This window comes from Pseudoalteromonas rubra, from assembly GCF_005887115.1.
In the GTDB taxonomy this organism is placed as follows: Bacteria; Pseudomonadota; Gammaproteobacteria; order Enterobacterales; family Alteromonadaceae; genus Pseudoalteromonas; species Pseudoalteromonas rubra_F.
The window spans coordinates 1-25,744 of sequence record NZ_PNCJ01000023.1 but is presented as its reverse complement, the minus strand read 5'-3'; the positions used below and the strand labels follow the sequence as shown (position 1 = coordinate 25,744).

Here is a 25,744-nt window from a genome sequence, read left to right as displayed (position 1 = left end):
TTAGAACTCTAACCATCTGATAATTATAAAAATACCAGACAGCTCTTATCAAAAACAATTAACTTCACATAAAGATACTTGACAAAAAGACACCTCACCAATAATCTTTACATCAAGATTAATGAAGACAAGATAATTTTCAAACGGAGAAATGCGGTGAATAGACTCATTGAATTGATCAGATCATTGATGCCACAGCAGTACAGACGTGAAGGACACACCATAGGGTGGTTGCTCGTCGCTTTGATTGCCCCTGTTATCTGGGGGAGCACATACGTTGTCACCACAGAGATGTTGCCAGCTGATATGCCCTTAATGGCGGCGGTATTCAGGGCACTGCCTGCGGGCCTGTTACTACTCTTATTTACCCGCGTCTTACCTCAGGGGCGCTGGTGGCTGCGCGCACTTACCCTGGGGGTACTGAACATTGGCGGATTTTTTTATTGCCTGTTCGTGGCGGCTTACCTGCTCCCGGGCTCAGTGGCGGCACTGGTGATGTCGAGCCAGCCGCTCCTGGTCATGATACTGGGTGCGCTGTTTCTCAAAGAATCTCTTAAGCTCAATCAGTTCATTGCTTGCCTGACAGGCATTACAGGCCTGTCAATTTTGGTATTCGAACCCAGTGTGGTGTTGCCTGCAAAAGGCATTCTGGCTGGGCTGGCTGGTGCAGCATCGATGGCTACGGGTCTGGTACTGACCAAAAAATGGGGAAAACCTGAGGGTGTGTCTGTTGCTGCATTCACAGGCTGGCAGCTGACTATCGGGGGACTCTTTTTACTCCCATTCGGGCTCATACAAGAGGGCTTACCTGCCACATTCACCGTTAATACTCTGCTGGGGTATGGGTATCTAAGCCTGATCGGTGCCCTGCTGGCTTATCTGATATGGTTCAAAGCCATTGAACAATTGCCCGTATTCAGCATTTCTTTTGTGTCGTTCGCCAGCCCACTCAGTGCGGCATTATTGGGATATTTCATGCTCGATGAAACCCTGACACCCAGCCAATTGTTCGGCGCCGGGGCCATTGTGCTGGCCATTGTTATCTCTCAGCGGCACGCTGTTGCCCACCCGAAAGCAGGGGGCTCAAACACCAACCCCCACCACCAGCTAAGTACCAAACCATTTTAATACTTTTCGGAAAATTTAAGGAAAATACTATGCACACTCTATTTGAACCTGTTCAATACGGCAGTATTGCCACGTCTAACCGATTTGTCATGGCGCCGATGAGCCGTAACCGTGCCACAAAACACGGCCATGCTACGGCACTGATGGCAACCTATTACAGCCAGCGCGCAGGTGCCGGGTTGATCATCTCTGAAGGCATACAGCCAAACCAGGTTGGTCAGGGTTATATGAATTCGCCAGGGCTGCACACACTGTCGCAGGCAAAAAGCTGGCAACCTGTAACCGACTTGGTGCATACACAAGGCGGTAAAATTGTTGCACAACTCATGCACTGTGGTCGCATAGGCCACCCCAGCCTGTATCCCAGTGCCCACCAGTCTGTTGCTCCCAGTGCCATAACAGCGCAGGGGCAGACGTACACGCAAGATGGTATGAAAGACTTTGCCCCACCCCGGGCACTCACAATAGATGAAATACACGCCACAATTTCAGACTACGTACAAGCGGCCAGATACGCCATTATGGGAGGCTTTGACGGTATTGAAATCCACGCTGGCAATGGGTTCCTGCCGCACCAGTTTCTGGCCAACAATACCAATCAGCGACAAGACTGCTATGGTGGCAGCATTGAAAATCGAACGCGTTTTACACTGGAGATAGTCGCGGCAGTATCAGACGCCATTGGCGCCGGTCGCGTCGGCTTACGTATTTCGCCTCACAATACCTTCAATGATATCGCCGAAACGGACACCGAACAGTTATACAGCGCGCTGATTCAAGCACTGCCCACCGATCTGGCTTATCTACACATTATGGAAGCTGCATCCCGTACAACGAGTGATGCAATACGTCAATTATGGACTGGGGCATTGATCCTGAACCCACATAACCGCTGGGAAGATGGGCCTGTCACGCCAGCGATTGCCGACAAAGTACTGCAACAAGATCTGTGCGATGGAGTGAGCCTGGGCGCTTTATTTGTCGCAAACCCGGATCTGGTAGAACGAGCCAGGCTGAACGCGCCGTTAAATGATATGGATGACAGTACCCTGTACGGCGGTGGTGCCAAGGGTTATACGGATTACCCGACACTGGACAAAGTCGCACAGGCGGTATAAACCAGCAAAGAAGGGTGAGTAGTCACCCTTCTTTATATCACCTGTTAGTTACACCCTTCCCAAGTCTGGCAACGACGTTGTGTCAGACAATCTGCGTCCCACGTCATGCAATAATATTTTTGCTCTGTCCAGCAAGCGTAATAAGAACCCGCGCCACCAGCGACATTCGGTGTTTGACCTTCCAGCGTTTTGTCGGAGAAGGTTAAGCGTTTGAGCTGTTTTTTATTTAAATTAAGTTTCATCACAGTTTCCTTGTAGTTGTTTTAGGTAATACCAACCACAGCTTATCACAGATAAATTAATTAAATATTTTACTTTGTTTTCACACTTGTCCTATGTTAGTTTGATTGTCGTAACAAACAAAGGAGATAACTATGTTACTAAAACTAAAAAAGAAACCAATGAAGGCCCTATCTAACGACAAAGCGGGCGTACCTGCAAACATGACACCACAAGTTGCAGGTGGTGTAGAAAAAACTTACTACTGCTGGTCAGATCATCGCTGCCCAGGCACGCAAACTTCTTGGTTGTGCTAATCACCCAGTGAAGTTTAAGCCCGCTGATTGAATCACTTACCAGGCGGGCTTATCAGACAGGTTGACGTTAAACATTCTGTTACCCAGCTCTTACTCCTCCCCCTCTTTACGCAAACTTTATTCTACTTACTGTAAGAATATACTTCCTCAAGCTCGAGCGCAGCAGCACGATATAATTCCTTATACGTACCACTAAATTTACCGTTTTTACTTATCCACCGACTAAGGCTCAAATTTCACTAGAAAATCAGCCGAAAAACCAGGCCAAACAGAAAAGTCACAACATTGTGATGGTTTTGTGATAATTCCGGGAGCGATTCTCCATAATTTGCCTGCATGCTTGTCAGGGTCAAATCCAAACAACAAGAGTAAATTATGAAAACACGCATCATCCCCCTCATCACAGGTATTTTACTGGCATCTGGCACAGCCAGCGCCGCTTCTCTGGACGTTAAGATCACTAACCTGACACAGGGGATCTACTTTACCCCCTTGCTGGTGAGCGCCCATACCAGCGACGCCATGTTGTTCCAGGCAGGAGATAAAGCCTCTGAGGCACTTCAAGCGATGGCCGAAGGTGGTTCGCTAGCCGGTCTGAGCGAAATACTGACAGGTATCAATGCCAACACCATGGAAAACCCGGCAGGAGGCCTGCTCGGCCCAGTCGCTTCAACAATGACCAGTCTTGAAACCGATGCGGGTAACGACCGCCTGTCAATCGTCGCCATGATGCTGCCGACCAACGACGGTTTCGTTGGCCTCAATAGCTGGCCCATTCCAACTACACCAGGCACCTATCATATCTACCTCAATGCCTATGATGCCGGAACTGAGGCCAATAATGAGTTAGTGGTGGATGGCTCGGGTGCTCCTAACACCCCAGGGATCCCCGCATCTCCGGGTGCTGCACCAGGTACTCAGGGTAGCGGCGTGACAGAAACAGAAAGTAATACGCTTGTTCATATTCACCGCGGCAATCTGGGTGATGACGACTCGACAGGCGGTAAAAGCGATTTGCACAATACAGTTCATCGCTGGTTAAACCCGGTTGCCAAAGTGACTGTAACGGTTAAGTAAGGGGTCCATTATGAAACTACTCAGACTTACCCTGCCCGCAGCCTGCTTAGTATTGGCGGCGTGTGGCAGTGACAATGACGACCCTATGCCAACTACGATGCCCGATGAAGATATGCAAATGGTCGAAGACCCAGCCCCCGTTGACCCGGATCCAGCAGACCCGGTTGACCCGGTTGACCCAACACCGACTACCATCGAGCTAATGATCACGGCAACAAACCTGACTTACGCACAGCCCTTGTCTCCCATCGCAGTTGCACTGCACCAAGAAGGTCAATTCTGGCAAGTGGGCGAACCGGCCAGCAATGCACTGGAAGTACTGGCAGAGGGAGGCGATAACAGCGACCTGCTTGCACTCGGTGTTGTGCAAAGTAAAGCGAGCGCAACCGCCCCCTTACCACCTGGACAAAAAACCCAGCTGACTCTAACCCATGACTCGCTTGACGGACAAAAGTTATCTCTGATCTCCATGATGGTGAATACAAATGATGGCTTTACCGGTCTTAATGCTTTGGATGTGTCTGCAATGACAGTGGGTCAAGCCATGACGTTCACGACACATGCCTACGACGCGGGCACAGAGGCCAATACAGAAGCTCAGGGCACCATACCCGGCCCAGCGGATGGTGGCACCGGATTTAGTGCCGACAGAGAAGCGTTAAACAAGGTGGCTATGCACCCTGGTGTGGTTGGAATGGATGATGGGCTGACAACATCTGTATTGACGAGCAGTCATAAATTCGACAACCCGCTGATGACGGTTACCATTACAAGAACCAAGTAGTCTCCGAGCCGCTCCGTGACCGTTGCGGTTGCGGAGCGCGAACTGCCGGTGTCTGCCACCGGTACGGAGACCTGCTATGCAGCAAAAAGTGCTTATCGTTGAAGACGATGCCGATATTGCCGATCTATTGCGCGTTCATCTGAACGAGTTGGATCTCGACGTAGAACATCTTGCCAGTGGAGATCGGGTTATGCCACACCTGAGCAATCACCATTATGCCATCGTCATACTCGATATCATGCTGCCCGAAGTCGATGGCCTGACCTTGTGCCGGGAGATCAAAACACGCTACCCCAAAGTCAGTGTGATCATGATGACGTCGAAAAGCAGTGAAATGGACCGCATTATTGGCCTGGAAATGGGGGCTGACGACTATATCTGCAAGCCCTTCAGCTACAGGGAATTTCAGGCCAGAGTTAAGGCACAGCTCAGACACATTAAGCTGTTGTGCGAACCACAGCCACAAACGGCAACATCCCCCAGCCCGGTAGTGATTGGCCAGCTTCATATCGACCCGCATTTTCATGAACTGACTTTACAGCAAACTCCCGTAGACCTCACCGCCACAGAGTTTGATTTGGTGTTGTTTTTTGCCCGCCACCCCAATCAGGTGTTTTCCCGGGCTCAGCTATTGGAGTCGGTGTGGGGCTATGATCATCTGGGCTATGAACACACAGTCAATTCCCATATTAACCGCATTCGCAACAAGTTTGAGCAAATTACCGAGCATACGATCATAGAAACCGTATGGGGTGTGGGCTACAAACTTAATGCCAAACCGCTACAGCAGGAAATGCAATGACTCTCTCTCTTTATCACCGCCTCGCATTGACAATCACGGCCGTTTTTATGCTTATCGTGTCGGTGTTTGTCTGGTGGACCCAGAATCTGTCATCGGTTTCACGTGCACAGGCAGAGCAACAACTGCATATTGGGCTAGCTGAGCATCTGGCACAGGACAACCCGCTACTCCAGCAAGGAGTCTACGACTATAAGGCGCTGGAGAACCTGTTTCATACCCTGATGGTGTTGGGCCCGGCATTTGAATTCTATTTTGTTGATCCCAGCGGCAAGCTGCTGACCTACTCTGCCAAACCAGGCGAGGTAAAACGCGAGTCGATTAATTTAAGCCCGCTGGTACAGCTGATCAACGCCCCCGCCAGACTCCCGGTGTATGGCGATGATCCACGCGCTGTAACAGGGCAAAAAATCTTTTCTGTTGCACCTGTGTATAACGAACAAAAGTTGCAGGGATATCTGTACGTTATTATTGGCTCGTCGATTTATGACTCGATTGTGGCGCAGCTCAACAGTTCTGATCAGCTGGTAAAGCAAGCCGTATGGCTGGGTGTCTTTTTGCTGCTTTTGTTTATTACCCTGTTGTTGCTGTTCCGTTTTATGACCAAACCTTTGAAGCGTTTGAATCAGTATATTCGAACCGTTGAGGCGCATAAATTTGATATTGAACAAGCCCCCCTGCTTGAGTGGCAGCAGCAGGATAATGAAATCCATCAGCTGGGCAACGGCATCAACACCATGCTGCACACCATCAATCTGCAGATGTCCCAACTGACAGCGGTGGATGAGCAACGCCGCCAGTTGCTGGCGCATCTGTCACATGACTTGCGCACCCCATTAGCCTCTTTACAGGGCTATCTCGAACTGGTTGAGCGAGGATCTGCAGCAACCGGCGACATGCAGTGTTACATGGAGATTGCCCTGAAAAACTGCTCACAACTGAAAAATCTCATCGACCAGATCTTCGAGCTGGCACATCTGGAATCCGGACATACTCAGGTGCATTTTGAGGTCTTTAATCTGGGTGAACTCATTTACGATGTGCTCGCCAAGTTTGCCCTCAAAGCCCAGCAGGCTGAGATCACCCTGCGCGTCACCCCTACAGAATGTGACTATGTAGTGTACTCAGACATCGCCAAACTGGAACGCGTACTGAGTAACTTAATAGAGAATGCACTGCGTCACACCCCGGCTGGTGGCATTATCTCTATTGCCGTACATCCCAAGGATGGCGGTTACGATATTGCAATTCAGGACACAGGAGTTGGGATCAGTCCCAAAGAGCTACCCTATATTTTTGAAGCGCGCTATCAGGCCAGTAACAGTAAAGGCTGCAAAAAAACCCATGCCGGCCTTGGCCTGGCCATAACCGCCAGACTATTAAAACTGCTCAAGTCAGAAATCAAGGTTAACAGCCAACTTGGTCAGGGCAGCGAATTTGTATTTCAGATAAGAGGCGCCGAGTGATAATTCACTTGGCCTTTCGGTAATCTCTGCACTCGGCTCTTTAGCCAGGGGCCCTGTGAACAGTGCGGACAAGTTTAAAATTGCCAAGCCGCAACTTATCTGCGCAGGGCTGGGTGTCTTATAAAGTCTGCCTCTCTTTCATCATGCGCGCTGACCTTCTATGAAAGAGTTGCAGTATTGCAAATGCAGCCACTAACCCAGCAACCAACACTGTGGCAATGATACCCTCTTTTGTTGTGATCCAGACCTTTGCAAATACAAGCGACATAGAAGCAATCACCCATAAAACATCGCCGGCAGAAAAGTAGTAAATCAGGTTATTTGACGGTGGCCGGAGGGTGGATGCCCATAACAGATGGAGACCATTGAAAATCAGCAGTATACCTAAACCGAGCACAACCCATGATGGCGGTGGCGCAGTTCCGCCCAAAAAGGTGGCAGCCAATTCCGGACTAATGACAAACACAAGGCCAAACATTAAACAGCTGACAGCATTTGCTCGCATTACTTTAGTAACGGTTAACATTGCAACGACTCGTATGTATACTTGGTTGACATAGGTTATGTGTAGAATTTATTTATGTCAACTCAGTTTACAAAAAATGGGGTTCCTATGGTGGAATCTCAATCTTTACAACTCATTCAGCGTGCAGCGCAACTCAATGATGCGATGACACAGCATATTTCTCAGCGACTCTTTGATAAAGGACATACTTCACTCACCCCTTCTTTATTGTCTTTTTTGAGTACGCTTGAATGTGGCGTTAACTTTGGCTCAGAGATAGCCAGGAAACTGGGGGTTACAAGACAGATGGTAGCAAAAACGGTCAAAGAGCTATGCCGGCTAGGATACTTGGAACAAGTTCAGGGTACAGGACGACAAAAAGAAATCCTGTTTACTGAGCGAGGGGAGCAACTGATGTCAGACGCAAGAGCCTTACTATCTGAATTAGATAATGTGCTTTTAACCTCTATGGATGGTGACAAAATTAGCGAATTAATCAATGAACTGAGCCGCATTTACCAGCTAGTAGAACAGCAAACCCACACCTTAGAAAAACAGTAACAAGGTAGGCTCTGCCCACTTGTTTTATCGAGCAAAGTTTCGGTTGTCAGCATTTATGAGACAAGGCACCTGGTACGAATTTAGGGGCAGTTTTTTCTAAGCATATCATGTACGATGGTGGCGTCACGCATGGTGATATTATCTAATTCGTTTTTAACGAAATAAATTAGATAATATCATACGTGTCCATCACATTGATTTTACGTATGAATATCTGGGGGGGGGTTCTCAAAAATCGGTGTTATGTGTTTACGTAAAAATCTAAGTTAAGGAGATCTTTTTGGGTATCAGTGTTTGGCAATTACTAATAACTCCTGTGTTATTTAGTATTACCATTTTGCCAGTCTTAATGGCTTTTGTTTTCGAAACAAACTTCCAGGACCCAAAAAATTGTATGGTGTTTACTCTCCTTTATGTTTTCATGGGTTGGGTATCTATCTTATTACTTTTTTGTGGTAAGAAGTCTTGGCAAAGACAATACATAAAGTTTCGCTAATGAAAAAAGTTCTGGTTTCAATTTATTCTACTTTGTTATGTGTTCTGATTTGTATTGATGCCAAAGCACTCTCTATTGTGTGAAAAAATTGAATCAGACGCCGCCTTTAAAGAATTAGTAATAGGTCAAATACAGGCAAGTGAAATAGTTGCTTTGGTTGCGCCGGGCGAGCCAACAGACACAAGCACCACAAAACATAAAGTGCTGAACGTATGGAAAGGTGTTGTCGGGGAACATATTTACGTCAGCGGCGGCACCAACCGTTCATTGCTGTTTACCAATCGAATAGAAGCAAATGGTCCATTAGAAATGCCAAATAGTTACTGTGGTTTGGATCATGATAAAGCGTTGGCTGTCATTCAAGGTTACTTTGGCAGTGGCTACGCCCCATCGCCTCATCATATAGAAAAGCCCTATTCATCCTTTTTAGTAGATTGGCCTTTAGTGATGAGTTTTATGCTTCTGGCGATTATTGGCTTGTACACTTATGTGTTTGTTCGCAACATGATGTTTTCACGTAAAAAATAAAACCCAGACCTTGGATAAATAGGCACTGGTAACAAGTTACTAAAACGCGTACATTATTCTCAATTTGCTAATCATTCTGTTGCTGGAAATATTTATGAAGAGACGCTTTAGAAGCCAATTAGACTTTCTTTCTGTGCTCACTATATCCGCCACTCTGGGGTTTGGTGCTGGCTTGCTCGGCGCGGTTTTAGTTTTTATCACGGCAATGCAATCAGGACAGCCTGAACAGGCTATAGTGGGTTTAGTTGTTACTCCCATTACCTCAGCACTTGGCGGAACTTTGTCTGGAACACTTGGGTTTCCATTTTACTATTGGTACTCAAATAAGATTAGAGGTCAAAAAATATCAGGTAAGTTCGCTGAAATACCTGATGGGGATTGAACTTAAATGGGCGTTAAGACGTTGACTTGAAAACGTTTTTGAAAGACACCCACCCTAAAATTGTTGTCCCGACGGGGATTTCAAACACCCAAGTACACAACTATTAATTTAGGGACAATTTTTTCTGAACTTGTCGTGTACTATGCCAGAGTCATAAATGGTGTTGTTATCTAATTAGCTTTTAGCGAATTAAGTTAGAACAATGCCGCACGCGTACATCACATGACTTTAAATCTAATTTCTGGGGATGCCTCAGAGTGAGGCGCGATGCGCCAGGGAAAAAATTATGGAAAAAACATTATTCATTGTAGGTGCATCAATTTTTGGCCTTCTGGGGTTAATTCACCTGGCTTACACCTGCTTCTCTGATAAGTTCGACCCCCGCAATCTGGAAGTGAAAGAAGCCATGCTTAATACCCCTCCCAGAATCACAAAACAAACCAATATGTGGCAAGCCTGGGTCGGGTTTAACGCGAGTCATAGCCTTGGTGCGTTGTTATTTGCAGCCTTTTACATTCCTTTGTGTATCAGCCACTTTGATATTATCTCAGACACAATATGGTTTTCAGTTCTGCCATCGGTTGTAAGCATTAGTTACTTACTATTGGCAGTAAAATATTGGTTTAAAGTACCGTTCACAGGTATTTTAATCGCTTCAGCTTGCTTTGTGACAGCGGCATGGCTAGTCAACACGTAACCAAGTAATGCAAAGGAGGAATACTATGTTTAAGGTCGGAATTGTTTTGTTTGATGATTTCACGGATGTGGATTTCTTTCTTATGTATGACTTGCTTGGCCGAGCAGCCGATAGCTGGACGGTTAGCATACTTGGTACCAAGCCTGAACATCACTCTCACCTTGCAATAAAAGTCAAAACGGACGGACACGTTTCAGCAGTGGCGGATCAAGATGCCGTACTTATCACAAGTGGTAAGCGCGGTATTCCAGCGGCCATGAAGAATGCCGAGTTTATGTCAGCATTGAATCTTGATCCAAATAAGCAACTCATTGGTTCGATTTGTGCGGGTTCATTCATCCTTCATGAGCTCGGTTTACTAAAGGGCAAGCCTTTGACAACAAACCCAGATGCTAAGACTGCCCTGCAAAGCTTGGGCGGCAATGTTCAGGACACACCACTCGTAATAGAAGGTAATATAGCAACTGCCGGTGGCTGTCTTTCGTTGATGTATTTAATTGGTTGGCTAGCCGAGCGGTTGTTTGACTCAAACAAGCGAAAAGCCATACAAAATCAATTGATACCCGCTGGACAGCTAGCCCTGTTTGAAGCGCTGATAGCCACAACGATTCAATCGGCAGAGCTGGCGAATTCACACAATAACCACACCAAGCTTGTAAGTGAGTTTAGAACAGAGAACATGCAATTTAATTGAAAAAAACACAGAGTAATTACTCACTCAGCGTTTTCAATACCTGCTGTGCCCGGCGTTTTTTGACCTTAAAAACAGGTAACAGGACGGCCACTACCAGCAAGCCTAGCAGGCCATTAGACAACAATATCGAGCTCATCGCGTACTGAACCAGAATCAAAAGCACGAGTACCAGCGCAAATAGCAAAGTGGCTTTTATGCTTAGATCCCAGCGCCTGAGCTCCTGTCTGAGCAGCTGCTGATGCGCTTCCAGTGACTGTGAGAGCTGCTGATTTTTTAAAATGCGTAAACTGGTTATGCGACTTCTATTCACCAGTACGTACATGCTCGCCCCCCAAAAGCAGCCAAAACCAAGCCAAAATTGAGTGACTAAAGGTGCACTCTCTTGTAGTGCCTGCACAAACCAAGCGCTCACTGACAACATGATAAGTGTTTCAAGAGCGATACCAAAAAAGAGTCGAAGCTGCTGCTTTTTATGACGCTGAATGCATTTTTCCAATGTTGGTGGTGGGGATGCAGGCGTCGACTGCCAAAGCTGCGCCAAATCCGAAAAATCATGATTATCCATTAGTTTTTCTCCATTAGTTGCTCTGTGAGTTGCGCTTTGGCACGATGCAGTCGGACCCCTACGTTAGCTTCGCTGATCCCCAGCACATCACTGATCTCAGCCGTATCAATTCCTTCCAGTTTTAGCATCATCACCTGCCTGTGACTCAAAGGAAGCTGCTGAATAGCCCTTTCCAGCCGCTGTTGTTGTTGCTGTTGTTGCATGTTTACTTCTGGTGAATCAGCGCTATGAACCTGCTCCTCAGCCAATTCATCTTCCTTTTGCCTGCTGTACTTGCGAATATGATCAACCGCTACATTGTGGATCACCCGATACACATAAGTGTTTAACTTACATTGCCCGTCAAAGTTGCCCAGTGCCCGCCAAAGCGCAAAGGCCATATCCTGAGACAACTCCTCACACAACGCCGAGCGCTGCTCATAACCCTTCGCCGCACGCCTGATCTGCGGCCAAAACGTCTCAACAATGTGCGACCTGTCCTGCTCCTTGATGTGCTCAGTCACTGCATACTGCTCCACTCACTATAAACTTGCCTATACTAGTCGATATGACTTGGTGTTTATTACAATAAACTCATTATTAAGAACATCACCTTGACGAACATCAACCACATTTATCTGGCTAAACGGGATCACATTACTCGCAAATGCACTCTGGCACATAGGCAGACACAAGGCCGTACACAGCATTTTAGGCTTTTCATAACGATTCCTGGTATTGATTCTGCTCTGTTAGTCGGCGCAAATTTACATTCATTACAAAAAATTCAAATGCTTTCATTCACTATCATTTAATAACTAGAATAAAAATCAAAAGTACTTAAGAATCAAAGTGATAAATAAAACGATGCAGAATAGATAAAATTATTTGTAAAAACCACCAGCGTGCTGCGACTAACTTCCATGAAATACAAATTTTCTCACACAATAATCAGGAGATACTTATGCTGACCATATTAAAAACAATGCAAATACCAGAAATAATAAATAGAAGCCAAACCCAGCTGCTTGCGATTGTGTGGTTAGTTGCCGTCCTTTGCCTCATCAACATGGCGCTGATCCTCGCATTTACCCCATTTATGATTTTTAAATTCAGTGCAACATTGCTGGCCGTTGGGGTCGCTGAGCTGGCCATCTTCATGACCAAACGCTCAGTTAAATCTAAGCGCCTGGACGCCTATTTTAGTATTTGATTTTTATGATGAATTAAGACTGCCTGCTAAACAGTAAATTTATTCCAGATACCGCCAGAAATGCCGCGCATGCCCGGTTGAAACGCTTCACCATGTGCGGCTTAGAAAACCATTGCCTCAGATATAAGCCAAACAGGGCATAGATAGAGATGGCGCATAATTCAAGTAGCAGAAAAGTGCTGCCAAGAGAGAAAAGCTGCTCTCGTACATTTCCTGCATTATCAACAAACTGAGGTAAAAATGCGGTAAAAATCAAAATCGCTTTTGGGTTACCCGCCGCCAGCAGGAACTCTTGTCTTGCCAGTCTAAAGCGACTCTTTTCACGACTCACTTCAGCTAACGGACTGACTTCTGATCGCCAAAGTGCAATGGCAAGCCAGAGCAAATAAGCGGCACCCGCCACTTTAATGGTGAAGAACAGGGTTTCAGAAGCATACAAAACCACGGCCAGACCAGATGCAACCAGAGCTATCATGATTGCAAAAGCGGCTATCCGTCCACCACCTGCAATAACCGCTGTTCTGAACCCGAAACAACGCGCATTATTCATACTCAGTAAATTATTGGGGCCTGGCGCCATATTGAGGGCAAAACAGGCAGGAATAAAGAATAGTAGCTGCCACAATGTCATGTTATCTCCTTGAGTGGGTGTACCGAGGGGGAAGTCTCACCTCTGCCTTTGTGCCTCTGATATCTTCATTTTATCTGCCAGACGTATCCAATACGCAAGCGCTACATTGATTGTCTGTTATCCATTAAGTGGCGGTGTTTCACGATTGTATTAACCAACTTGTATTGTCAGATGCAGTGATACAGACCCGGCTTAATATTGAGCCAATGTGTATGATTGACCCACGGAAGCCGTGTCCACCCAATTTAAAAAGTGCTCGACCTGTGCACTGCCCTCAACAGGTGCCCATTGGGCGAAGTCACTTTCAGCCGAAGGTGTATAAGGACCCTCTTTTACCTCCAGAATAATGGCATGATCAGTCAATGGGTATATCATGTGCCAAGTATCAGGCTGGATCTCAATCCCACTGAGGGCATCCCCCGGGCCCAATATAAGCTTTTCCTGTATTACTCCCTCTTCATTGAAGAATACAAACATAACACTGCCTCTGAGTGCCAGTAATAGCTCCCACTTATTGCATTGGGGGTGATGATGTGGGCGAACGTAAGTACCTTTTTTCAATGCAATTGCTAATCTTTGTACAGGCTCATCCAAAGCCTGATGTAAATTGTAATGACTGCGTTTTCTGGGGCTTTCATCAGCCTTGCGCATTAATTGTTCACAAAACACATTGTCTAGTTTTATACTCATTCCTATTTCTTTTTAAATCATAATCTTAAAATGAAATTATGGCGCATTTATATGCCCGTTCGACACAGTGAAATGACAGTAACTTTGTCCTTACACCTGGTTGCTATCGATACAAAGTAGTGAGTACTTCATCAACCGCATGTGCAACCACAGGAATATGCTCTTGTTCATACTCTAGGTAAGTAAGATCCAGCTGTGAGAAGTTTGCGCGTTCAAGCCAGTCGTCGAATTTACGCACATAGACGACATTGCCAACTCGGCCATTGGCACCAACCAAAATAGTGCGACTCTTTAAAGTCTGGTTTAGCGCTCGCCTGTCATCAACCAGCTGGGAGGTTAACTCGGTATGCGCCCAGAAGCTGCCATCAAATGATACATGACGGTGGAAAAATGGCTGCTGAGGATCATCCATTAGCAAAGCCAAGCCCACAAACAAACCAGTATTAGAATGTCCTATAATTGTCCGATCAGCTTGATTGACTGGATATTGGGTTTCTATATACGGCGCAAGTTCTTTTCTAATAAAAGCAAAGTAATCTTCTGCCAGGGGCCACTGTGAGTAGCTTTCTCTATGTTGATAACCTTCATCTACGTAATTTTCCACACCGACCAGAATCACTTCCATCTTATTTTTATCCAGGCTATCGGCAATCGTTTCAAAACGCCATTCAGCATCCAGTGTGTAAATCACAGGGTACGTTTTGTTCGCGTTACGATTCTGTGGCAGGTAAATGTTTAACGGATATGACACCCCTGTATAGGTCGAGGAAATCGCTTCAAGTTGCAGTCGCTCGCCTGGCATAAAAGATTGAGCAGGCGACTCCAACTGTGTCGCCCCAGCGTCCGAGCCGCCACCACAGGCAACCAAAGTCATTGCCAAACTACAGAAGAAAATGCGCGTAACTATTTTAAGTAGTGAGTTCATGGAATAAACCATCCTGTTTAAATTACCCGTAGCGGTACAAGTGGCTTATAATAACTGAGTTACCGATGGATTGTTATGTCTTGCAAGTTGAAGAAACAGATAGCCAGGTATTCATACCACACCAGTCAACAAGTGAATACATTGATTTCAAGCTGAGTTTCAAGTGGGGAAAAATCGTCTCTAAACCGATTTAGTTTGATTTTTATGTGTTCTCCACAACCAGAAACCTTGAAAAAATCGCTTTTTCCCTACATCATAATTTACTTTTAAAATTACCTAAAAAAGAGCCATGACAACCTCTACTTCCTTTATGTCGAAATTGACGGCACTCGTTGAAGCCCAATGGTTTCAAAACTTTCTGATTGCGGTCATTTTATTCAATGCCATGACTTTAGGTCTGGAGACTACTCAGTTTGGTAAAGACAATGCCGCCGTCCTGCATAAAATCGATTTTGTTATTCTGATGATTTTTACCATAGAACTTGTACTTAAGCTGGTGGTATACCGCCTTAAGTTTTTCAAGTCGGGCTGGAACTGGTTTGACCTAATTATTGTGGCCGTTTCCTGGGTACCCTCCAGTGGCCCGCTATCGGTATTGCGTGCTTTCCGTATTCTACGGGTTTTGCGGTTGTTTTCTATTGTTCCACAAATGCGTCGAGTTATTGGTGCACTGGGCCACTCACTACCGGGTATGGCGTCAGTCATCGGCGTACTGGGTATCGTGTTTTATGTCTCTGCGGTACTAACGACTAAACTATTTGGCCAGCACCCGGATCCCAATATGCAAGAATGGTTTGGCAGCATCGGCGCATCTGCGTATACCCTGTTCCAGGTCATGACTTTAGAGAGCTGGTCTATGGGCATAGTGCGTCCGACGATGGAGCTGTTTCCGCAATCCTGGTTGTTCTTCGTGCCCTTTATCATTATTACCAGCTTTGCAGTACTGAACCTCTTTATCGGTATCATAGTTGACGCTATGCAAGTGATGCATGAAGAAGAAGGAAAACCAGATCAAGTTCTGGCTACACGTGAAGACATTGAGCGAGTCGAGGCCAAGTTAGATGCGCTGTTGAAACAGCAAAAAGACTAACCATATAGCCAGTTTGCCGCTTCGGTGACATCACCCCTTAGCGGCAAGCCATTGCCACTTTTATCGCTCTTCCAACTCTATCCGCTCCCCTAAGAATCTGATTACTGCGTGACAGCAGCTTCATTACGCCCTTTAATTTATGGTATGCAACTTGCGTTACCTGAACAGGTAGTACAAGTGCCGGAACACTTGTCGTTAACTCAAACTTTATCAAAGGAGCTGAACATGCAAGTTACATCCAACCCGTATCAGGTGAACAACGCATATCAGAAACCCACTAAAGCGACACAAAACACAGATTATGTACAACAGCAATCCGAACAACAGCCAGAGCAGGTAAATGCACCAAACAATGGCTTCGATGTACGCGGACAGGTCAACCTGGTCTATTTGCTCAAGCCAGAAGACATTACCAAGCTTTCAGATGAACACAATTTTCTGGCCGATTTTAATATCACTCAAAGAAGCCCGGAAGAACTAGAACAGCAATATACCCAAAAGGGCCTGCAACGAGATGTGGGTACCATTATCTTTGTGGAAGGCAAAGCGGTCGCGTCACAAAACTATGACGGCGCCATATACGGTCAGGGTCCTATGGCCGATATTTTCAAACAGGCCGGTCAAGATCCAGAAAAAATAAAACAACTCGTTGCCCAACACTTCCCCCATGCCCGCGTCGAATTTTACGCCGAGGGCAAAGGACCAACCAATGGCGAAGTGTTTGAGCTACGCTATGGCGAACCCTATGAAGACTTTGTGCGTGAGCAGGTGCAAAGCCATCGTGACCAGTATCTGACGGACCAAATTGCAGCCGAAGAACACTATCGCAGAAAGCTGATGTTTGAACAAACGCCACAGACCAGTGTGTTCAGCGTTGATGGCCAGGTTGTGGCAAGCAGAGATGAAAAAGGCTTTGTCGACGCAGGCCAACCCCTGCTAAACGTAGCGGATACAAGAGGTATAGAAAGAGAAGTACTTAAAGAGCTATTCAGGTACTCGCCTGAACGCTCACCTGAAGACTATCAAGCCCTGTTGCACGAAGTATTTGGTGAAGGGGTTGAACTTACAAGCTATAGTACAGCACAGGCCCCTACCAGAGCAGAAGTGTATAAACTGGCTGAAACAGGCTAAGTACCTCCGAACACTTCCGGTTATTAATTACACCGATATCGGACATTTATCACACAATAATTCATATTAACTGTTATGCTTCCTCAGATAAACAGTCCAGATAATACTCACTCCCCTTCTGGTCCATACTCATTCCCGGACAACAAACGTTCGGGAATCGCCAAAAAACCTGACCCCTGCGGTTAACACATACCAAATGCGACTAGATATGAAAACCTCACTGCTAACTCGACAAATACAGGCAGCATTGATGCCGGCAGATTTGTTATGTTTTCATGACTCGAAAGTCAGGCAGTGACCTTGCAGACCCGTCCCCGTCCTACTTCTCACTTCCTATCTCTATACGGTACCGGGTATAATTCGACGTAACAGTCTTATATTTATAAAACTTGGAAACTCCATGAAAAAGCTCTCTAAAGTCCAGCAAAAACAGCAGGCGCTGGTGCTCAGCGTTGCCGATGCAATCGAAGAACAAGCTCGCGCGCAAATCCCCGGTATGGTTCAGTGCTGGTTTGATGTGGAATATCACTTGTTCCCGGGTTCTCTGCTGCTGTGCTTTCAGTTTGAAGAGCAAGCCGCACTGGATGCTGCCAAACCAGACTTATTAAAGTGGCAAAAACGCCTGAGCGCCGCAATGTTGAAAAAAGGGGTGATCCTCAAAGATATGCGAAAACACTTAACCTTTACTTTAGACGGGCCAGAAGACTGAATCAGAGAGTAATAGAAGACAAGTAGAAACAAAAAAGGCAAGTAAACCTTGCCTTACAGAAACACAGTGTATTTAGCTTTATAACTAGCAAATAGTTGTTCTACAGCAACCTGTCAGGCGTGTTGGGTTATATGTTCTACACCGTGGATCATCTGTAATGCAATCTCTTGTGCATACAGTACTGTTATAGCCACCAGCCACTGCGGGGGTTGCCTGAGTTGGCAATTTTTTATTGTCCGCACTCAGCATTTTGATGTTTTTTTTGCTTAAATTGAGCTTCATTTTTTTAATTTCCTTTTATAAAACCAGTTTCCAGAATACAGACAAAGCAATGTATTTTCAATCCCCAAATGCACCAACCATCAAACCGACCTAAACTCAAAGAATGGTGGTCTCTTGGAGTCTGTTAATGCGACTTCCAACTTTTTTGAAAAGATGCAAGCGTCACTCAATAAAGCCAGACAAGAAGGCGTAATTAGTAGGCTATCAGCCAAGTATGAGCTTAATCTGGATAACTTAAGTCACTGAAAATGCAATGGCGACATTAACCACTCACACTGGCTGGCACAAAATCATCCACATGATACAATCGCCTGCCAGATATTTTGGTAGCTACGCTGCCTGTGTTAAGCGTCCCCGGTAGCCTCGCTGCCGTATATTGAGAGTGAAAAGTATGAGTGAATCGTTTGCCGCGATTGGCCTGGTCAACCCTAAGTCACCAACTAACGTGGGAGGCGTGTTAAGAGCTGCGGGTTGCTATAACGCACAAGCAGTTTATTTTAATGGTAATCGCTACGCAAAGGCTGCCAAATACCATACTGACACCAAAAATATCGCCGATAATATTCCCATTCAACAGGTTGATGATCTCACGAGCTTAAAAGTACCAGGCCGCGCGCTTATCTGTATCGAGCTGGTGGAAGGCGCAACACCACTGCCGCAATTTGTTCACCCCGATAATGCAATTTACGTTTTTGGACCCGAAGATGGTAGCCTGCCACAAGGGATTGTGGATGCCGCTGATGCCGTAGTGTATGTGCCAACGACCGGTTGTATGAACCTGGCCGCTACGGTCAATGTGTTGCTTTATGATCGTATGGTCAAACGTTCAACTGAGTATGATGCGGGCCAGATCCTGACCAGCCGGGATACCAATAACCGCCTGGTAGTGGGATAAATTTACCGGCTGACAGATGTGATGTAAGCGGTCTGCATGGATATTATCATTCTGACGAACTTTACACATGCGAGTACGCTTGGTGTCGCAATTATGGCAGAAAATATAGCAGGCGCTTTCTATTTTGCTGCGAGAGTGGTGAATGTGAGTACTAAAGCCGCTCAGGCTGCGGCTGTACTTGCTTGTGGCAGGCTGGGCACGTTGTTGCTGTGTGCCAGCTCTTGAGATTCCTTTATGCGCAGCGCACAGCTAATCTTTGTGAAAACCCGAACTGAATAACTCATCAGTATAGTGCTGTTCCCACAGTTTATTGCTGAAGCGATTGTCTGGGTCTATTTTCTTTTTCAAAGCAAAAAATGCGTTTGCTTTTGGATAAGCAGCATGAAATTGCTCACTGGTTGCATGTAATTGATATGGCAGATAATAAGTACCGCCTTCGGAAATAGCCGCATCAATCATTTCTCGGCTCCACGCCCTGACTGCTTGCTTGTCTTGTTCCGACGTCCCCTGGCGGTAATACACAACAAATGCAAACACTTCCTCGTTGGCCCATGCTAATAAAGAGCCGGTATCTGGTAGTGCATGACGAATGGAGACATTGAGCACATTTACTTCATGCTTTTTAAATATATCTGCCATTTTCTCGGAAAAATGATCAAATCGTTCAACAGGTACAAAATACTCACGTAGCACGTACGTAGACTTGGTTCTGTTTTTGGGTTCTAATTCTCTTACGCTATAGCTGGCTTCATAATTTCGCCATTGCACAGCCTCAGATGAATACAAAATAGGTTCAAACACATGCTGTCTCACCCATTTACCAAAGTTTGAACCTGCGACAAACTGAGTCGCTTTCGGTTGCCACCAGTACTCTGTATCTCTGGGAATGAGCCTATCTGTCACGGTAAGTGGCTTATCAGTTTTGACCCAGCTCACGCTATTTACGTGGGTGTAATGTGGTGGATAAATATCCGCGTTATGAAAAACAATACTTGGGTCATTTTTGACTGCATTTTGGAAAAATGTACGGTACTCGTCGATGTGCATATAAGCCGTTTCCCGGGCGACTTTAGTGTTTGGTACAAGCTCCAGCGTCGCCTCCACAATCACACCTAATCCACCATACCCACCTACCACCCCGTAAAAGAGCTCTGAATTTTGTGCAGGAGAAGCGGTCTCGACTCGCCCGTCAGCCAGCACTAATTTGAGTGACTTAACCGACCGTATAATGGGCCCTTCTCCCATATAACGACCATGTACATTCACACTCAGCGAGCCCCCTACGGTAAAATTTGAGTATGATTGCATGATTTTGATAGAGAGATCTTCAGGGTCAATGATGTCTTGAATATCACGCCAACGTATACCACTTTGAACCGTAATTTCTTTTTGTTCAGGACTAAATGAAACAATCTGGTTAAACTGCCTCATATCAAGGTGCAAATGGTCATCAAGCGCGATCTGACCACCCTGACTGTACCGCCCTCCACCAATGGATATTTTGCCTTTTGTCGTACTTATCGCTTTTTGAATATCCTCAATTGAGGTGGGCACAACGACTTCCGACACTTCAATTGGGTTAAGCTGAGTTATGTCGTTTATTATATTGACGCGCTCGGGAATACTTTTTTGTTCTGCAGAAAAGTCCAGCAGACTATAGGCTACGAATAATAAAATGGTTGTAAAAAGCGTAGAGAATATAACTACAGCGTATTTCAATATGTGCTTTCCCGAGACTTGCATGCGTTCCCTTTTATGATTTTTTCAACAGGCAGGGTACCATTTTGACAAACAGCGTTCAAAAGCAAAATGTAAGCATCTATTATATAAACAAAAATTTAAAAATCAGCGCGTTAAACTCATCCTGTGTACTAAGACCCCTATAAGTATCAGGCTCTGAAAAGTACATACATCTACTCACTCGCCAGCTCGCAGAATATAACGTAAAATAGCGTATTACATTTGTGTATTTATCCGGATATAAGCTTTTCGCTTGATAAGTACACATTCCCTACTCAGGCATGCTTTTTGCCGATTGAGTAATTCCTGCTTGAAGGCAACTATGAAAAAAACATTTGAACTAACTCACCCAAAAATCAAACTTGCACGACGCGTTGACGCTGTAAAGCATGAGCTTAAAAAGTACCTGAAGCGCGAGCGCAACAAAACGCTGCCAGCTGGCGCGGATTATTGGGACTTTGACTGTCAATTTGGCAACACAGAAGCCGAAGCTGAGCCTGTACACGTCTCACAACTGAACAAGTTGATTGACAAGACACAAGAAGAAAACCTCACTTCTTTTTATGTGGAAATTCTGGCAAAACCAGCTGTCAGACAGGCACATAATTCGTCTGACGATGAGCCAGAGGATTACTAAGCCAAGTCTCTGGTTTAGCTGTCCTGATTGAGCTAATGCCTTGCAGAACCAGGGTTTGCAAGGCATTTCAGCATTAAGCCTTTACATAATCAAAGACAGCGATTGTGACTGTGCTATATACCCAGCCTTTCAATGGCATCGACAATGCGTCGCATATAAAAGCCGGATCCAGCCCAAAAGCACTGAGAAGCACGCAAATTGCTTAGTACCATTCAAAGAGTTGCTTTTGCTTAGCACCATTCAAAACGTCTTCACAGTGATATGAGCGATGCGCCTTGTTATAAAAAATAACATTACGGATCTCCTGGGCTATACAATCAGTCTCATACCCCGTTTTATTATAATTACTAAACACCATCACGGCCTGTTTGCGATCCAGCAATCTTGAAAAACTCGTCACCCAGGAATAAGGGTAATTACCTGAGTAACTTACGAACTTCTCATATCCTTTCAGTTTCTTCATATCATCAGATGAAATAGGCGTATCTGGGCAGTCCATTTCGTCTGTGTAAGTTTTAGGGATGTAATTAATAAACCAGCCATAGCCAAAATACTCGCACTGAGACACGCTATCAGATTTTGGGTCCTGAGGCTCATCGCCATCCTGAGCAGCCTGACACTCCTTGTCATCCTGAACTTCATTGTCCGCCTTTTGGTAAGGCGTAAACGCGATATCTTGCTGCTTTCGCTTAAGAATTAAACCGTCGCGCAACCCCTTATCCCAGCGATGCATATCCTTAACAGTGGAATACATGTTGCCCGCAGCATACAGCACCATAGGGTTGCTATAAGGGCTTTCTAAGATATCTTGATAAGGCTCAGGTCCGTCAGTGACAGGTAAACGGCCAGCAGCGATAGGCAAGAATTGATTGTCTTTGTAAACATAGCCAGTCGTCATGTTTTCATAAACGCCAACCGCATTAAATGTGCCGCTGTCGTGCATTTTCAGTTTGTCTAGTATCTTCCGCTTCAAAATGTTGCCAAAGTAATACTTAGAGGGAATGTCACCTTGCTTTTTAGCGTTGAGCTGCTCAATAATATTACCAATGAGATAATAATTGCAGTTGCTATATTCAAACTTCGAGCCGGGTGTAAAACTGGGGACGCCCCCTTGTTTTTCACAGGTACAAAAACGATTACTGAACGCCTCAGGTCCATTCAAATTTAGGCCAGGCTCTCCCGGGTAAGGCCGAACTCCCCAGTTCAAATAGACTTCCGGATTATCGCTATAGTTATCTATGCCTGACGACATAGTCAATAAATTGTGAAGCGTTATATCCTTGCATGCATTGTTTGGAAACCAAGATAAATAATCACCGATGGTCTTTGTTTTAATCTTTTTCTGAGAAAGTGCTTTTTGCAACAGCGCCGCTGTAAATTCTTTGGTATTTGAACCAATGCGGTATTTGGAGTCTGACGTATTTAAGCCAACTTGATACTTTGCACCCAAAGTGCTTGGATCAATATTATGCAGCTCTGCAATCTTCTTAAATTGCGTATGGCTTGGGATATTTCTTGGCCCACAATTGGCCTCGTACACAACATCATCACCTGAGGTGACATAAACAGTGCCAAAAAACGACGTATCACAGTAATCTGCCAGTATTTGCTTAAACAAATCCACTTTTTTTCCAATTGTGTAGTCCTGAGCAACACTTTCTTTAAAACACACGCTCAGAAACACACATGAGCAACACAACAGTATGACTCTTAATCGAGGTTGATAACGCTGGTACATTTTATTTCCTTAAAGATGTTTAGATAATTTGCCAACCTCTCAACTACTAACAAAACGAATACATAATCACAGCTCACGACGTAGCCTGTAAGCGCCTTCACACTTATTTTATAAGGATATTATTGGTTTCATGGAGGGGCAATTACAGCTGGATTACAGGCAGCCTGCTCAGGTTGAGATATTTAATGTTGCTGTATCAACTGCACACACACCGTCACTAACAACATCACCAGGGCTCATTGAAAACGACCAAAAGCTGACAGAAACAACTGACCCATCCAACGCTAAAAAACGACATCACAGTAGCCAGTTTATTCAATTCATTCCAATCCCCAGCGCTTAAAATTATGGGCAATACATTTATGCAGATAACGGCCTAACCATGTAATCAAAGGGAGCTCTCCATGAAATCAGAACTTAAGCTGGCGTTTCAATACGAAATGGCTGCCGCCAAAAAGCTGTATCAACAAGCCGACTACAGCAAGAGCTTTTATCACCTGGAAAGAGCACACATACTGGGGCAATCTTTTACGATCCCACACACGCAGTCGCACTGGTGGATGCTCAAATTAGGCTACAAAAGAAGTAGCATCAGAGAAATATTAGGGCAAGTTGCCCGGATCTTAGCCTCCATTATCTTCTCCCGAGTTTGGGTGCCAAAAGGTAATACAGGCGGAACCAATGTAAGCCCTGTTAAACCAATGCCAATACCTGACGATTTAGCAAAATACTTGAAATAGGTCGAATGAAATGACCAACAGACATAATGCACAATGAAGATTTCGATAGAAACTCCATTTAGTCTGTGGGGAAATATGGCAAGATAGAGTAAATGTGTTGCCTCATATTTGCCGTTTGGGGCAAAACAAATTGCCAGGTGCTTTAAGCAGTGCACCACTAGATAAAAGCGGTTAAGACAATCTCAGAGACTATTTCAGTGATAATGCCCAATGTATGGATAGACACAGGCCTTGTGCTCATTTACGGCTCACAATTAGATGCCGACTATCATGAACATGTTGCGATTCAGGTGATTTGGCCATCCAGGGATTCTGTCTGTGAATTAAATGGAGAGTCTGTCCAAAGTTTAACAGTGATCGCTTCCAGACAGAGGCATTGCCTTAAGATGTCCAAAGGGTGGGTGTTATTGGTCGAACCAACTAGCCAGCTGGGAGAGCAGCTCGGGGCAAAATTACTAGGTAAGTCCATTGTTTCTTTCATGCCTGGCGCTGATGACAACAAATATCCCCCTGTTGACAAAAAAAGTGCTTTTAAACGCCTTATCCCTCTATTCGAATCAATGTCTATTGCACAAGCATTGTTGGAATTGAATCAAAGCTCTGTCACTGATGAACGTATTCAGCGCTTACTCAAAGATCTGGATGCGTGTTTTATTGCTGATTGTATTAAACCAGCGCACTGGCGTGCAGCCGACGTGGCCCAAACACTCAACTTGTCAAAAAGTCGATTCCTTCACCTGTTCAAAGATCAGGTTGGCATAGCGTGGCGCCCTTTTTTGTTATGGCGAAGATTGCTCTGTGCATTACAAACACTCATAAGTGGACGGTCCGCCACAGAAGCAGCATATCGTGCTGGATTCGCAGATAGCGCACACCTTAGCCGTACTTTTCGCAGCACATTTGGTATGAATATCATGCAAGCAAAAAATCTGCTTAAGTGACCACTGCAAATCTTTTGAATATTTCGGCTGTAACGCCTGTTTGAACGTTTTCACGCCCCCAGCCAAACCTTACAAGTCCGTCATAACAGGATCAAAAGCGCTGGGTGTCCTTTGTTTCTTTTGTTTCTGTGTTTTACAAAACCCTGGCAATGTTGAGTACAACCCTTAAGTCGCCTGCAAAAAATTGACATCTCTGATGACCCCCTCAAATACAGAAAAATATTTCATATAAATTTCAAAACATTAAAAAATATTGGTGAGTAGAGATAAGCTTGGTTTGAAAAATGCATTGAAGAATTAAATGCAAATTTAAGAACGTCATCACTATGAATAAAAGCACTAGTACAGTTTACGTTTTGAGCGGGTACGCCAAATGTTCTACCACTCACCCGGGCAAATATAAACTTGGCAATAAGCACTCCATTGGCCTGCTGACAACCGATGAAAATTATCAAGATAACATCGGCCAGCTTAAGCGCTTCATTAAAGATTTAGGCTGGGAATCTATCATGTTTTGCATGGTTGAAGAGGTCGATGATATTAACACTTTGTCTAACGATGTTTTAATATCTAGCTTTCTTCGCGCTCAGAAAAATGGCCAGTCATTGGTCGTCAATGATCACCCGATTAGTGTGCATTAAAGCTAAAAACATAAATCGAAGCGGAGCCAATGACTGCGAACACGACTCGAAGGGCCGGGGTCGGTTGAGTTTATTTCTGGACTATATTTACTTTAAAGTCACCGGCCCACTCAACTATGAGTTCGATACTTTTAAATTTATCATCGAAAGTCAGCCTCTTGGATCTAAAACCTTCTTACCACCCAAAGTGTCGGAATGCCAGCCGACGATACAGGCGCTATTTTACCGAACCATCATTCCATCGAATACACATAAAGTGAATAGAACAGCGCAGTGGTATGGTGTCTTAGGGCAACACATAATACCAATTTCACTTAATACCTGTTCAATTTGAAGGAGCAAATATGCCGCTAACGGTGTTAAAAATTTCTCATTTAGAGCAACTAAATAGCGAAATTTTTGCCTTGTTATCGACGATATTTTCTC

32 protein-coding genes and 1 pseudogene are annotated in these 25,744 nt (G+C 45.1%); 23 read left to right on the top strand and 10 right to left on the bottom strand.

From position 1 onward, the window contains the following. Positions 1 to 156: 156 nt before the first annotated feature. Together CWB98_RS15745 and CWB98_RS15740 are read left to right on the top strand one after the other, a co-directional pair. A complete protein-coding gene (locus CWB98_RS15745) occupies positions 157 to 1,128 on the top strand; it encodes a DMT family transporter (protein ID WP_249364694.1) in 972 nt (323 codons plus the stop codon). Between the two features lie 29 nt (positions 1,129 to 1,157). After that, on the top strand, positions 1,158 to 2,246 hold the full coding sequence (locus CWB98_RS15740; protein WP_138545729.1) for an alkene reductase: 1,089 nt from the start codon (positions 1,158 to 1,160) through the stop codon (positions 2,244 to 2,246). 44 nt (positions 2,247 to 2,290) lie between these two features. Here the strand turns inward: CWB98_RS15740 and CWB98_RS15735 are convergent, their stop codons facing one another. Next, positions 2,291 to 2,488 (bottom strand): hypothetical protein, encoded by a 198-nt coding sequence (locus CWB98_RS15735; RefSeq protein WP_138545728.1) that lies wholly within the window; start codon positions 2,486 to 2,488, stop codon positions 2,291 to 2,293. A 132-nt stretch (positions 2,489 to 2,620) separates the two neighbouring features. Between CWB98_RS15735 and CWB98_RS23995 the strand changes: the two genes are divergently transcribed. From CWB98_RS23995 to CWB98_RS15715, 5 genes are all read left to right on the top strand, one after another. Next, a complete protein-coding gene (locus CWB98_RS23995; protein WP_155946259.1) occupies positions 2,621 to 2,782 on the top strand; it encodes a hypothetical protein in 162 nt (53 codons plus the stop codon). Between the two features lie 375 nt (positions 2,783 to 3,157). Continuing rightward, on the top strand, positions 3,158 to 3,859 hold the full coding sequence (locus tag CWB98_RS15730; RefSeq protein ID WP_138545727.1) for a spondin domain-containing protein: 702 nt from the start codon (positions 3,158 to 3,160) through the stop codon (positions 3,857 to 3,859). 10 nt (positions 3,860 to 3,869) lie between these two features. Continuing rightward, entirely contained in the window at positions 3,870 to 4,643 is a 774-nt protein-coding gene (locus CWB98_RS15725; protein ID WP_138545726.1) for a spondin domain-containing protein, read from the top strand. A 76-nt stretch (positions 4,644 to 4,719) separates the two neighbouring features. Next, positions 4,720 to 5,445, top strand: coding sequence for a response regulator transcription factor (locus CWB98_RS15720; RefSeq protein ID WP_138545725.1), 726 nt, complete (start codon positions 4,720 to 4,722; stop codon positions 5,443 to 5,445). Beyond that, positions 5,442 to 6,908 carry a sensor histidine kinase gene (locus CWB98_RS15715; RefSeq protein ID WP_138545724.1) on the top strand — a complete coding sequence of 489 codons (1,467 nt, stop codon included), beginning with the start codon at positions 5,442 to 5,444 and terminating at the stop codon, positions 6,906 to 6,908. Before CWB98_RS15720 ends, CWB98_RS15715 begins: the two co-directional genes overlap by 4 nt. Positions 6,909 to 7,026: 118 nt before the next feature. Here the strand turns inward: CWB98_RS15715 and CWB98_RS15710 are convergent, their stop codons facing one another. After that, positions 7,027 to 7,434, bottom strand: coding sequence for a hypothetical protein (locus CWB98_RS15710; RefSeq protein ID WP_138545723.1), 408 nt, complete (start codon positions 7,432 to 7,434; stop codon positions 7,027 to 7,029). Between the two features lie 87 nt (positions 7,435 to 7,521). Here CWB98_RS15710 and CWB98_RS15705 point away from each other — a divergent pair, with 87 nt between their 5' ends. From CWB98_RS15705 to CWB98_RS15680, 6 genes are all read left to right on the top strand, one after another. Further along, positions 7,522 to 7,974, top strand: a complete 453-nt coding sequence (locus CWB98_RS15705) for a MarR family winged helix-turn-helix transcriptional regulator (RefSeq protein WP_249364693.1) — start codon at positions 7,522 to 7,524, stop codon at positions 7,972 to 7,974. A gap of 356 nt (positions 7,975 to 8,330) precedes the next feature. Further along, positions 8,331 to 8,459 carry a PLDc N-terminal domain-containing protein gene (locus tag CWB98_RS24730; RefSeq protein ID WP_249364692.1) on the top strand — a complete coding sequence of 43 codons (129 nt, stop codon included), beginning with the start codon at positions 8,331 to 8,333 and terminating at the stop codon, positions 8,457 to 8,459. 86 nt (positions 8,460 to 8,545) lie between these two features. Then, positions 8,546 to 8,998, top strand: coding sequence for a hypothetical protein (locus tag CWB98_RS15695; RefSeq protein WP_138545721.1), 453 nt, complete (start codon positions 8,546 to 8,548; stop codon positions 8,996 to 8,998). A 94-nt stretch (positions 8,999 to 9,092) separates the two neighbouring features. Beyond that, entirely contained in the window at positions 9,093 to 9,380 is a 288-nt protein-coding gene (locus tag CWB98_RS15690) for a hypothetical protein (RefSeq protein WP_138545720.1), read from the top strand. A 286-nt stretch (positions 9,381 to 9,666) separates the two neighbouring features. Beyond that, positions 9,667 to 10,077 carry an LIC_13387 family protein gene (locus tag CWB98_RS15685; protein WP_138545719.1) on the top strand — a complete coding sequence of 137 codons (411 nt, stop codon included), beginning with the start codon at positions 9,667 to 9,669 and terminating at the stop codon, positions 10,075 to 10,077. Between the two features lie 25 nt (positions 10,078 to 10,102). Next, a complete protein-coding gene (locus tag CWB98_RS15680) occupies positions 10,103 to 10,771 on the top strand; it encodes a DJ-1/PfpI family protein (RefSeq protein ID WP_138545718.1) in 669 nt (222 codons plus the stop codon). Between the two features lie 16 nt (positions 10,772 to 10,787). Here the strand turns inward: CWB98_RS15680 and CWB98_RS15675 are convergent, their stop codons facing one another. Both CWB98_RS15675 and CWB98_RS15670 read right to left on the bottom strand, forming a co-directional pair. After that, the gene (locus CWB98_RS15675; protein WP_138545717.1) at positions 10,788 to 11,336 is read right to left on the bottom strand and encodes a hypothetical protein; all 549 of its coding nucleotides are present in this window, start codon (positions 11,334 to 11,336) and stop codon (positions 10,788 to 10,790) included. Continuing rightward, complete coding sequence (locus tag CWB98_RS15670; RefSeq protein ID WP_171045674.1) at positions 11,336 to 11,839, bottom strand: RNA polymerase sigma factor; 504 nt, start codon at positions 11,837 to 11,839, stop codon at positions 11,336 to 11,338. Before CWB98_RS15670 ends, CWB98_RS15675 begins: the two co-directional genes overlap by 1 nt. A gap of 440 nt (positions 11,840 to 12,279) precedes the next feature. Here CWB98_RS15670 and CWB98_RS15665 point away from each other — a divergent pair, with 440 nt between their 5' ends. Further along, positions 12,280 to 12,528, top strand: a complete 249-nt coding sequence (locus CWB98_RS15665; protein ID WP_138545715.1) for a hypothetical protein — start codon at positions 12,280 to 12,282, stop codon at positions 12,526 to 12,528. A gap of 13 nt (positions 12,529 to 12,541) precedes the next feature. Here CWB98_RS15665 and CWB98_RS15660 read toward each other — a convergent pair whose 3' ends face one another. The 3 genes from CWB98_RS15660 to CWB98_RS15650 all read right to left on the bottom strand — a co-directional run bounded on the left by CWB98_RS15660 (position 12,542) and on the right by CWB98_RS15650 (position 14,774). Further along, complete coding sequence (locus CWB98_RS15660) at positions 12,542 to 13,159, bottom strand: LysE family translocator (protein ID WP_138545714.1); 618 nt, start codon at positions 13,157 to 13,159, stop codon at positions 12,542 to 12,544. Positions 13,160 to 13,351: 192 nt separating this feature from the next. Continuing rightward, positions 13,352 to 13,849 carry a WbuC family cupin fold metalloprotein gene (locus tag CWB98_RS15655; RefSeq protein ID WP_138545713.1) on the bottom strand — a complete coding sequence of 166 codons (498 nt, stop codon included), beginning with the start codon at positions 13,847 to 13,849 and terminating at the stop codon, positions 13,352 to 13,354. A gap of 103 nt (positions 13,850 to 13,952) precedes the next feature. Further along, complete coding sequence (locus CWB98_RS15650; protein ID WP_171045673.1) at positions 13,953 to 14,774, bottom strand: alpha/beta hydrolase; 822 nt, start codon at positions 14,772 to 14,774, stop codon at positions 13,953 to 13,955. Positions 14,775 to 15,063: 289 nt separating this feature from the next. Between CWB98_RS15650 and CWB98_RS15645 the strand changes: the two genes are divergently transcribed. The 5 genes from CWB98_RS15645 (at position 15,064) to CWB98_RS15625 (ending at position 19,106) form a co-directional block, all read left to right on the top strand. Further along, the gene (locus CWB98_RS15645; protein ID WP_138545711.1) at positions 15,064 to 15,864 is read left to right on the top strand and encodes an ion transporter; all 801 of its coding nucleotides are present in this window, start codon (positions 15,064 to 15,066) and stop codon (positions 15,862 to 15,864) included. A 225-nt stretch (positions 15,865 to 16,089) separates the two neighbouring features. After that, positions 16,090 to 16,995: a hypothetical protein gene (locus CWB98_RS15640; protein ID WP_138545710.1), complete on the top strand. Its 906-nt coding sequence runs from the start codon at positions 16,090 to 16,092 to the stop codon at positions 16,993 to 16,995. Between the two features lie 400 nt (positions 16,996 to 17,395). After that, entirely contained in the window at positions 17,396 to 17,704 is a 309-nt protein-coding gene (locus tag CWB98_RS15635) for a hypothetical protein (RefSeq protein ID WP_054015418.1), read from the top strand. Positions 17,705 to 18,377: 673 nt separating this feature from the next. Beyond that, positions 18,378 to 18,881, top strand: coding sequence for an RNA methyltransferase (locus tag CWB98_RS15630; protein WP_138545709.1), 504 nt, complete (start codon positions 18,378 to 18,380; stop codon positions 18,879 to 18,881). A gap of 36 nt (positions 18,882 to 18,917) precedes the next feature. Then, complete coding sequence (locus tag CWB98_RS15625) at positions 18,918 to 19,106, top strand: hypothetical protein (RefSeq protein WP_138545708.1); 189 nt, start codon at positions 18,918 to 18,920, stop codon at positions 19,104 to 19,106. Positions 19,107 to 19,130: 24 nt separating this feature from the next. On the opposite strand, the gene CWB98_RS15620 is transcribed toward CWB98_RS15625, so the two are convergent. After that, complete coding sequence (locus CWB98_RS15620; protein WP_249364691.1) at positions 19,131 to 20,600, bottom strand: FAD-binding protein; 1,470 nt, start codon at positions 20,598 to 20,600, stop codon at positions 19,131 to 19,133. 343 nt (positions 20,601 to 20,943) lie between these two features. Between CWB98_RS15620 and CWB98_RS15615 the strand changes: the two genes are divergently transcribed. Next, entirely contained in the window at positions 20,944 to 21,258 is a 315-nt protein-coding gene (locus CWB98_RS15615) for a DUF6172 family protein (protein WP_138545706.1), read from the top strand. A 202-nt stretch (positions 21,259 to 21,460) separates the two neighbouring features. On the opposite strand, the gene CWB98_RS15610 is transcribed toward CWB98_RS15615, so the two are convergent. Then, the gene (locus tag CWB98_RS15610) at positions 21,461 to 22,996 is read right to left on the bottom strand and encodes a serine hydrolase domain-containing protein (protein ID WP_138545705.1); all 1,536 of its coding nucleotides are present in this window, start codon (positions 22,994 to 22,996) and stop codon (positions 21,461 to 21,463) included. A 404-nt stretch (positions 22,997 to 23,400) separates the two neighbouring features. Between CWB98_RS15610 and CWB98_RS15605 the strand changes: the two genes are divergently transcribed. The 3 genes from CWB98_RS15605 to CWB98_RS15595 all read left to right on the top strand — a co-directional run bounded on the left by CWB98_RS15605 (position 23,401) and on the right by CWB98_RS15595 (position 25,318). Continuing rightward, a complete protein-coding gene (locus tag CWB98_RS15605) occupies positions 23,401 to 23,736 on the top strand; it encodes a DUF3703 domain-containing protein (protein ID WP_138545704.1) in 336 nt (111 codons plus the stop codon). A 407-nt stretch (positions 23,737 to 24,143) separates the two neighbouring features. After that, entirely contained in the window at positions 24,144 to 24,677 is a 534-nt protein-coding gene (locus tag CWB98_RS15600) for a helix-turn-helix transcriptional regulator (protein WP_212751142.1), read from the top strand. A 326-nt stretch (positions 24,678 to 25,003) separates the two neighbouring features. Beyond that, entirely contained in the window at positions 25,004 to 25,318 is a 315-nt protein-coding gene (locus tag CWB98_RS15595; RefSeq protein WP_138545703.1) for a hypothetical protein, read from the top strand. Positions 25,319 to 25,540: 222 nt separating this feature from the next. Here CWB98_RS15595 and CWB98_RS24255 read toward each other — a convergent pair. Continuing rightward, positions 25,541 to 25,744, bottom strand: a pseudogene (locus tag CWB98_RS24255) (hypothetical protein); the annotation flags it as partial.

What these genes read in the sequence shown, in the direction of transcription:
- CWB98_RS15740 (WP_138545729.1), top strand. Translation starts at nt 1,158, where the DNA reads ATGCACACTCTATTTGAACCTGTTCAATACGGCAGTATTGCCACGTCT.
- CWB98_RS15735 (WP_138545728.1), bottom strand. Translation starts at nt 2,488, where the DNA reads ATGAAACTTAATTTAAATAAAAAACAGCTCAAACGCTTAACCTTCTCC.
- CWB98_RS23995 (WP_155946259.1), top strand. Translation starts at nt 2,621, where the DNA reads ATGTTACTAAAACTAAAAAAGAAACCAATGAAGGCCCTATCTAACGAC.
- CWB98_RS15730 (WP_138545727.1), top strand. Translation starts at nt 3,158, where the DNA reads ATGAAAACACGCATCATCCCCCTCATCACAGGTATTTTACTGGCATCT.
- CWB98_RS15725 (WP_138545726.1), top strand. Translation starts at nt 3,870, where the DNA reads ATGAAACTACTCAGACTTACCCTGCCCGCAGCCTGCTTAGTATTGGCG.
- CWB98_RS15720 (WP_138545725.1), top strand. Translation starts at nt 4,720, where the DNA reads ATGCAGCAAAAAGTGCTTATCGTTGAAGACGATGCCGATATTGCCGAT.
- CWB98_RS15715 (WP_138545724.1), top strand. Translation starts at nt 5,442, where the DNA reads ATGACTCTCTCTCTTTATCACCGCCTCGCATTGACAATCACGGCCGTT.
- CWB98_RS15710 (WP_138545723.1), bottom strand. Translation starts at nt 7,434, where the DNA reads ATGTTAACCGTTACTAAAGTAATGCGAGCAAATGCTGTCAGCTGTTTA.
- CWB98_RS15705 (WP_249364693.1), top strand. Translation starts at nt 7,522, where the DNA reads ATGGTGGAATCTCAATCTTTACAACTCATTCAGCGTGCAGCGCAACTC.
- CWB98_RS15690 (WP_138545720.1), top strand. Translation starts at nt 9,093, where the DNA reads ATGAAGAGACGCTTTAGAAGCCAATTAGACTTTCTTTCTGTGCTCACT.
- CWB98_RS15685 (WP_138545719.1), top strand. Translation starts at nt 9,667, where the DNA reads ATGGAAAAAACATTATTCATTGTAGGTGCATCAATTTTTGGCCTTCTG.
- CWB98_RS15680 (WP_138545718.1), top strand. Translation starts at nt 10,103, where the DNA reads ATGTTTAAGGTCGGAATTGTTTTGTTTGATGATTTCACGGATGTGGAT.
- CWB98_RS15675 (WP_138545717.1), bottom strand. Translation starts at nt 11,336, where the DNA reads ATGGATAATCATGATTTTTCGGATTTGGCGCAGCTTTGGCAGTCGACG.
- CWB98_RS15665 (WP_138545715.1), top strand. Translation starts at nt 12,280, where the DNA reads ATGCTGACCATATTAAAAACAATGCAAATACCAGAAATAATAAATAGA.
- CWB98_RS15660 (WP_138545714.1), bottom strand. Translation starts at nt 13,159, where the DNA reads ATGACATTGTGGCAGCTACTATTCTTTATTCCTGCCTGTTTTGCCCTC.
- CWB98_RS15655 (WP_138545713.1), bottom strand. Translation starts at nt 13,849, where the DNA reads ATGAGTATAAAACTAGACAATGTGTTTTGTGAACAATTAATGCGCAAG.
- CWB98_RS15650 (WP_171045673.1), bottom strand. Translation starts at nt 14,774, where the DNA reads ATGAACTCACTACTTAAAATAGTTACGCGCATTTTCTTCTGTAGTTTG.
- CWB98_RS15645 (WP_138545711.1), top strand. Translation starts at nt 15,064, where the DNA reads ATGACAACCTCTACTTCCTTTATGTCGAAATTGACGGCACTCGTTGAA.
- CWB98_RS15640 (WP_138545710.1), top strand. Translation starts at nt 16,090, where the DNA reads ATGCAAGTTACATCCAACCCGTATCAGGTGAACAACGCATATCAGAAA.
- CWB98_RS15635 (WP_054015418.1), top strand. Translation starts at nt 17,396, where the DNA reads ATGAAAAAGCTCTCTAAAGTCCAGCAAAAACAGCAGGCGCTGGTGCTC.
- CWB98_RS15630 (WP_138545709.1), top strand. Translation starts at nt 18,378, where the DNA reads ATGAGTGAATCGTTTGCCGCGATTGGCCTGGTCAACCCTAAGTCACCA.
- CWB98_RS15625 (WP_138545708.1), top strand. Translation starts at nt 18,918, where the DNA reads ATGGATATTATCATTCTGACGAACTTTACACATGCGAGTACGCTTGGT.
- CWB98_RS15615 (WP_138545706.1), top strand. Translation starts at nt 20,944, where the DNA reads ATGAAAAAAACATTTGAACTAACTCACCCAAAAATCAAACTTGCACGA.
- CWB98_RS15610 (WP_138545705.1), bottom strand. Translation starts at nt 22,996, where the DNA reads ATGTACCAGCGTTATCAACCTCGATTAAGAGTCATACTGTTGTGTTGC.
- CWB98_RS15605 (WP_138545704.1), top strand. Translation starts at nt 23,401, where the DNA reads ATGAAATCAGAACTTAAGCTGGCGTTTCAATACGAAATGGCTGCCGCC.
- CWB98_RS15595 (WP_138545703.1), top strand. Translation starts at nt 25,004, where the DNA reads ATGAATAAAAGCACTAGTACAGTTTACGTTTTGAGCGGGTACGCCAAA.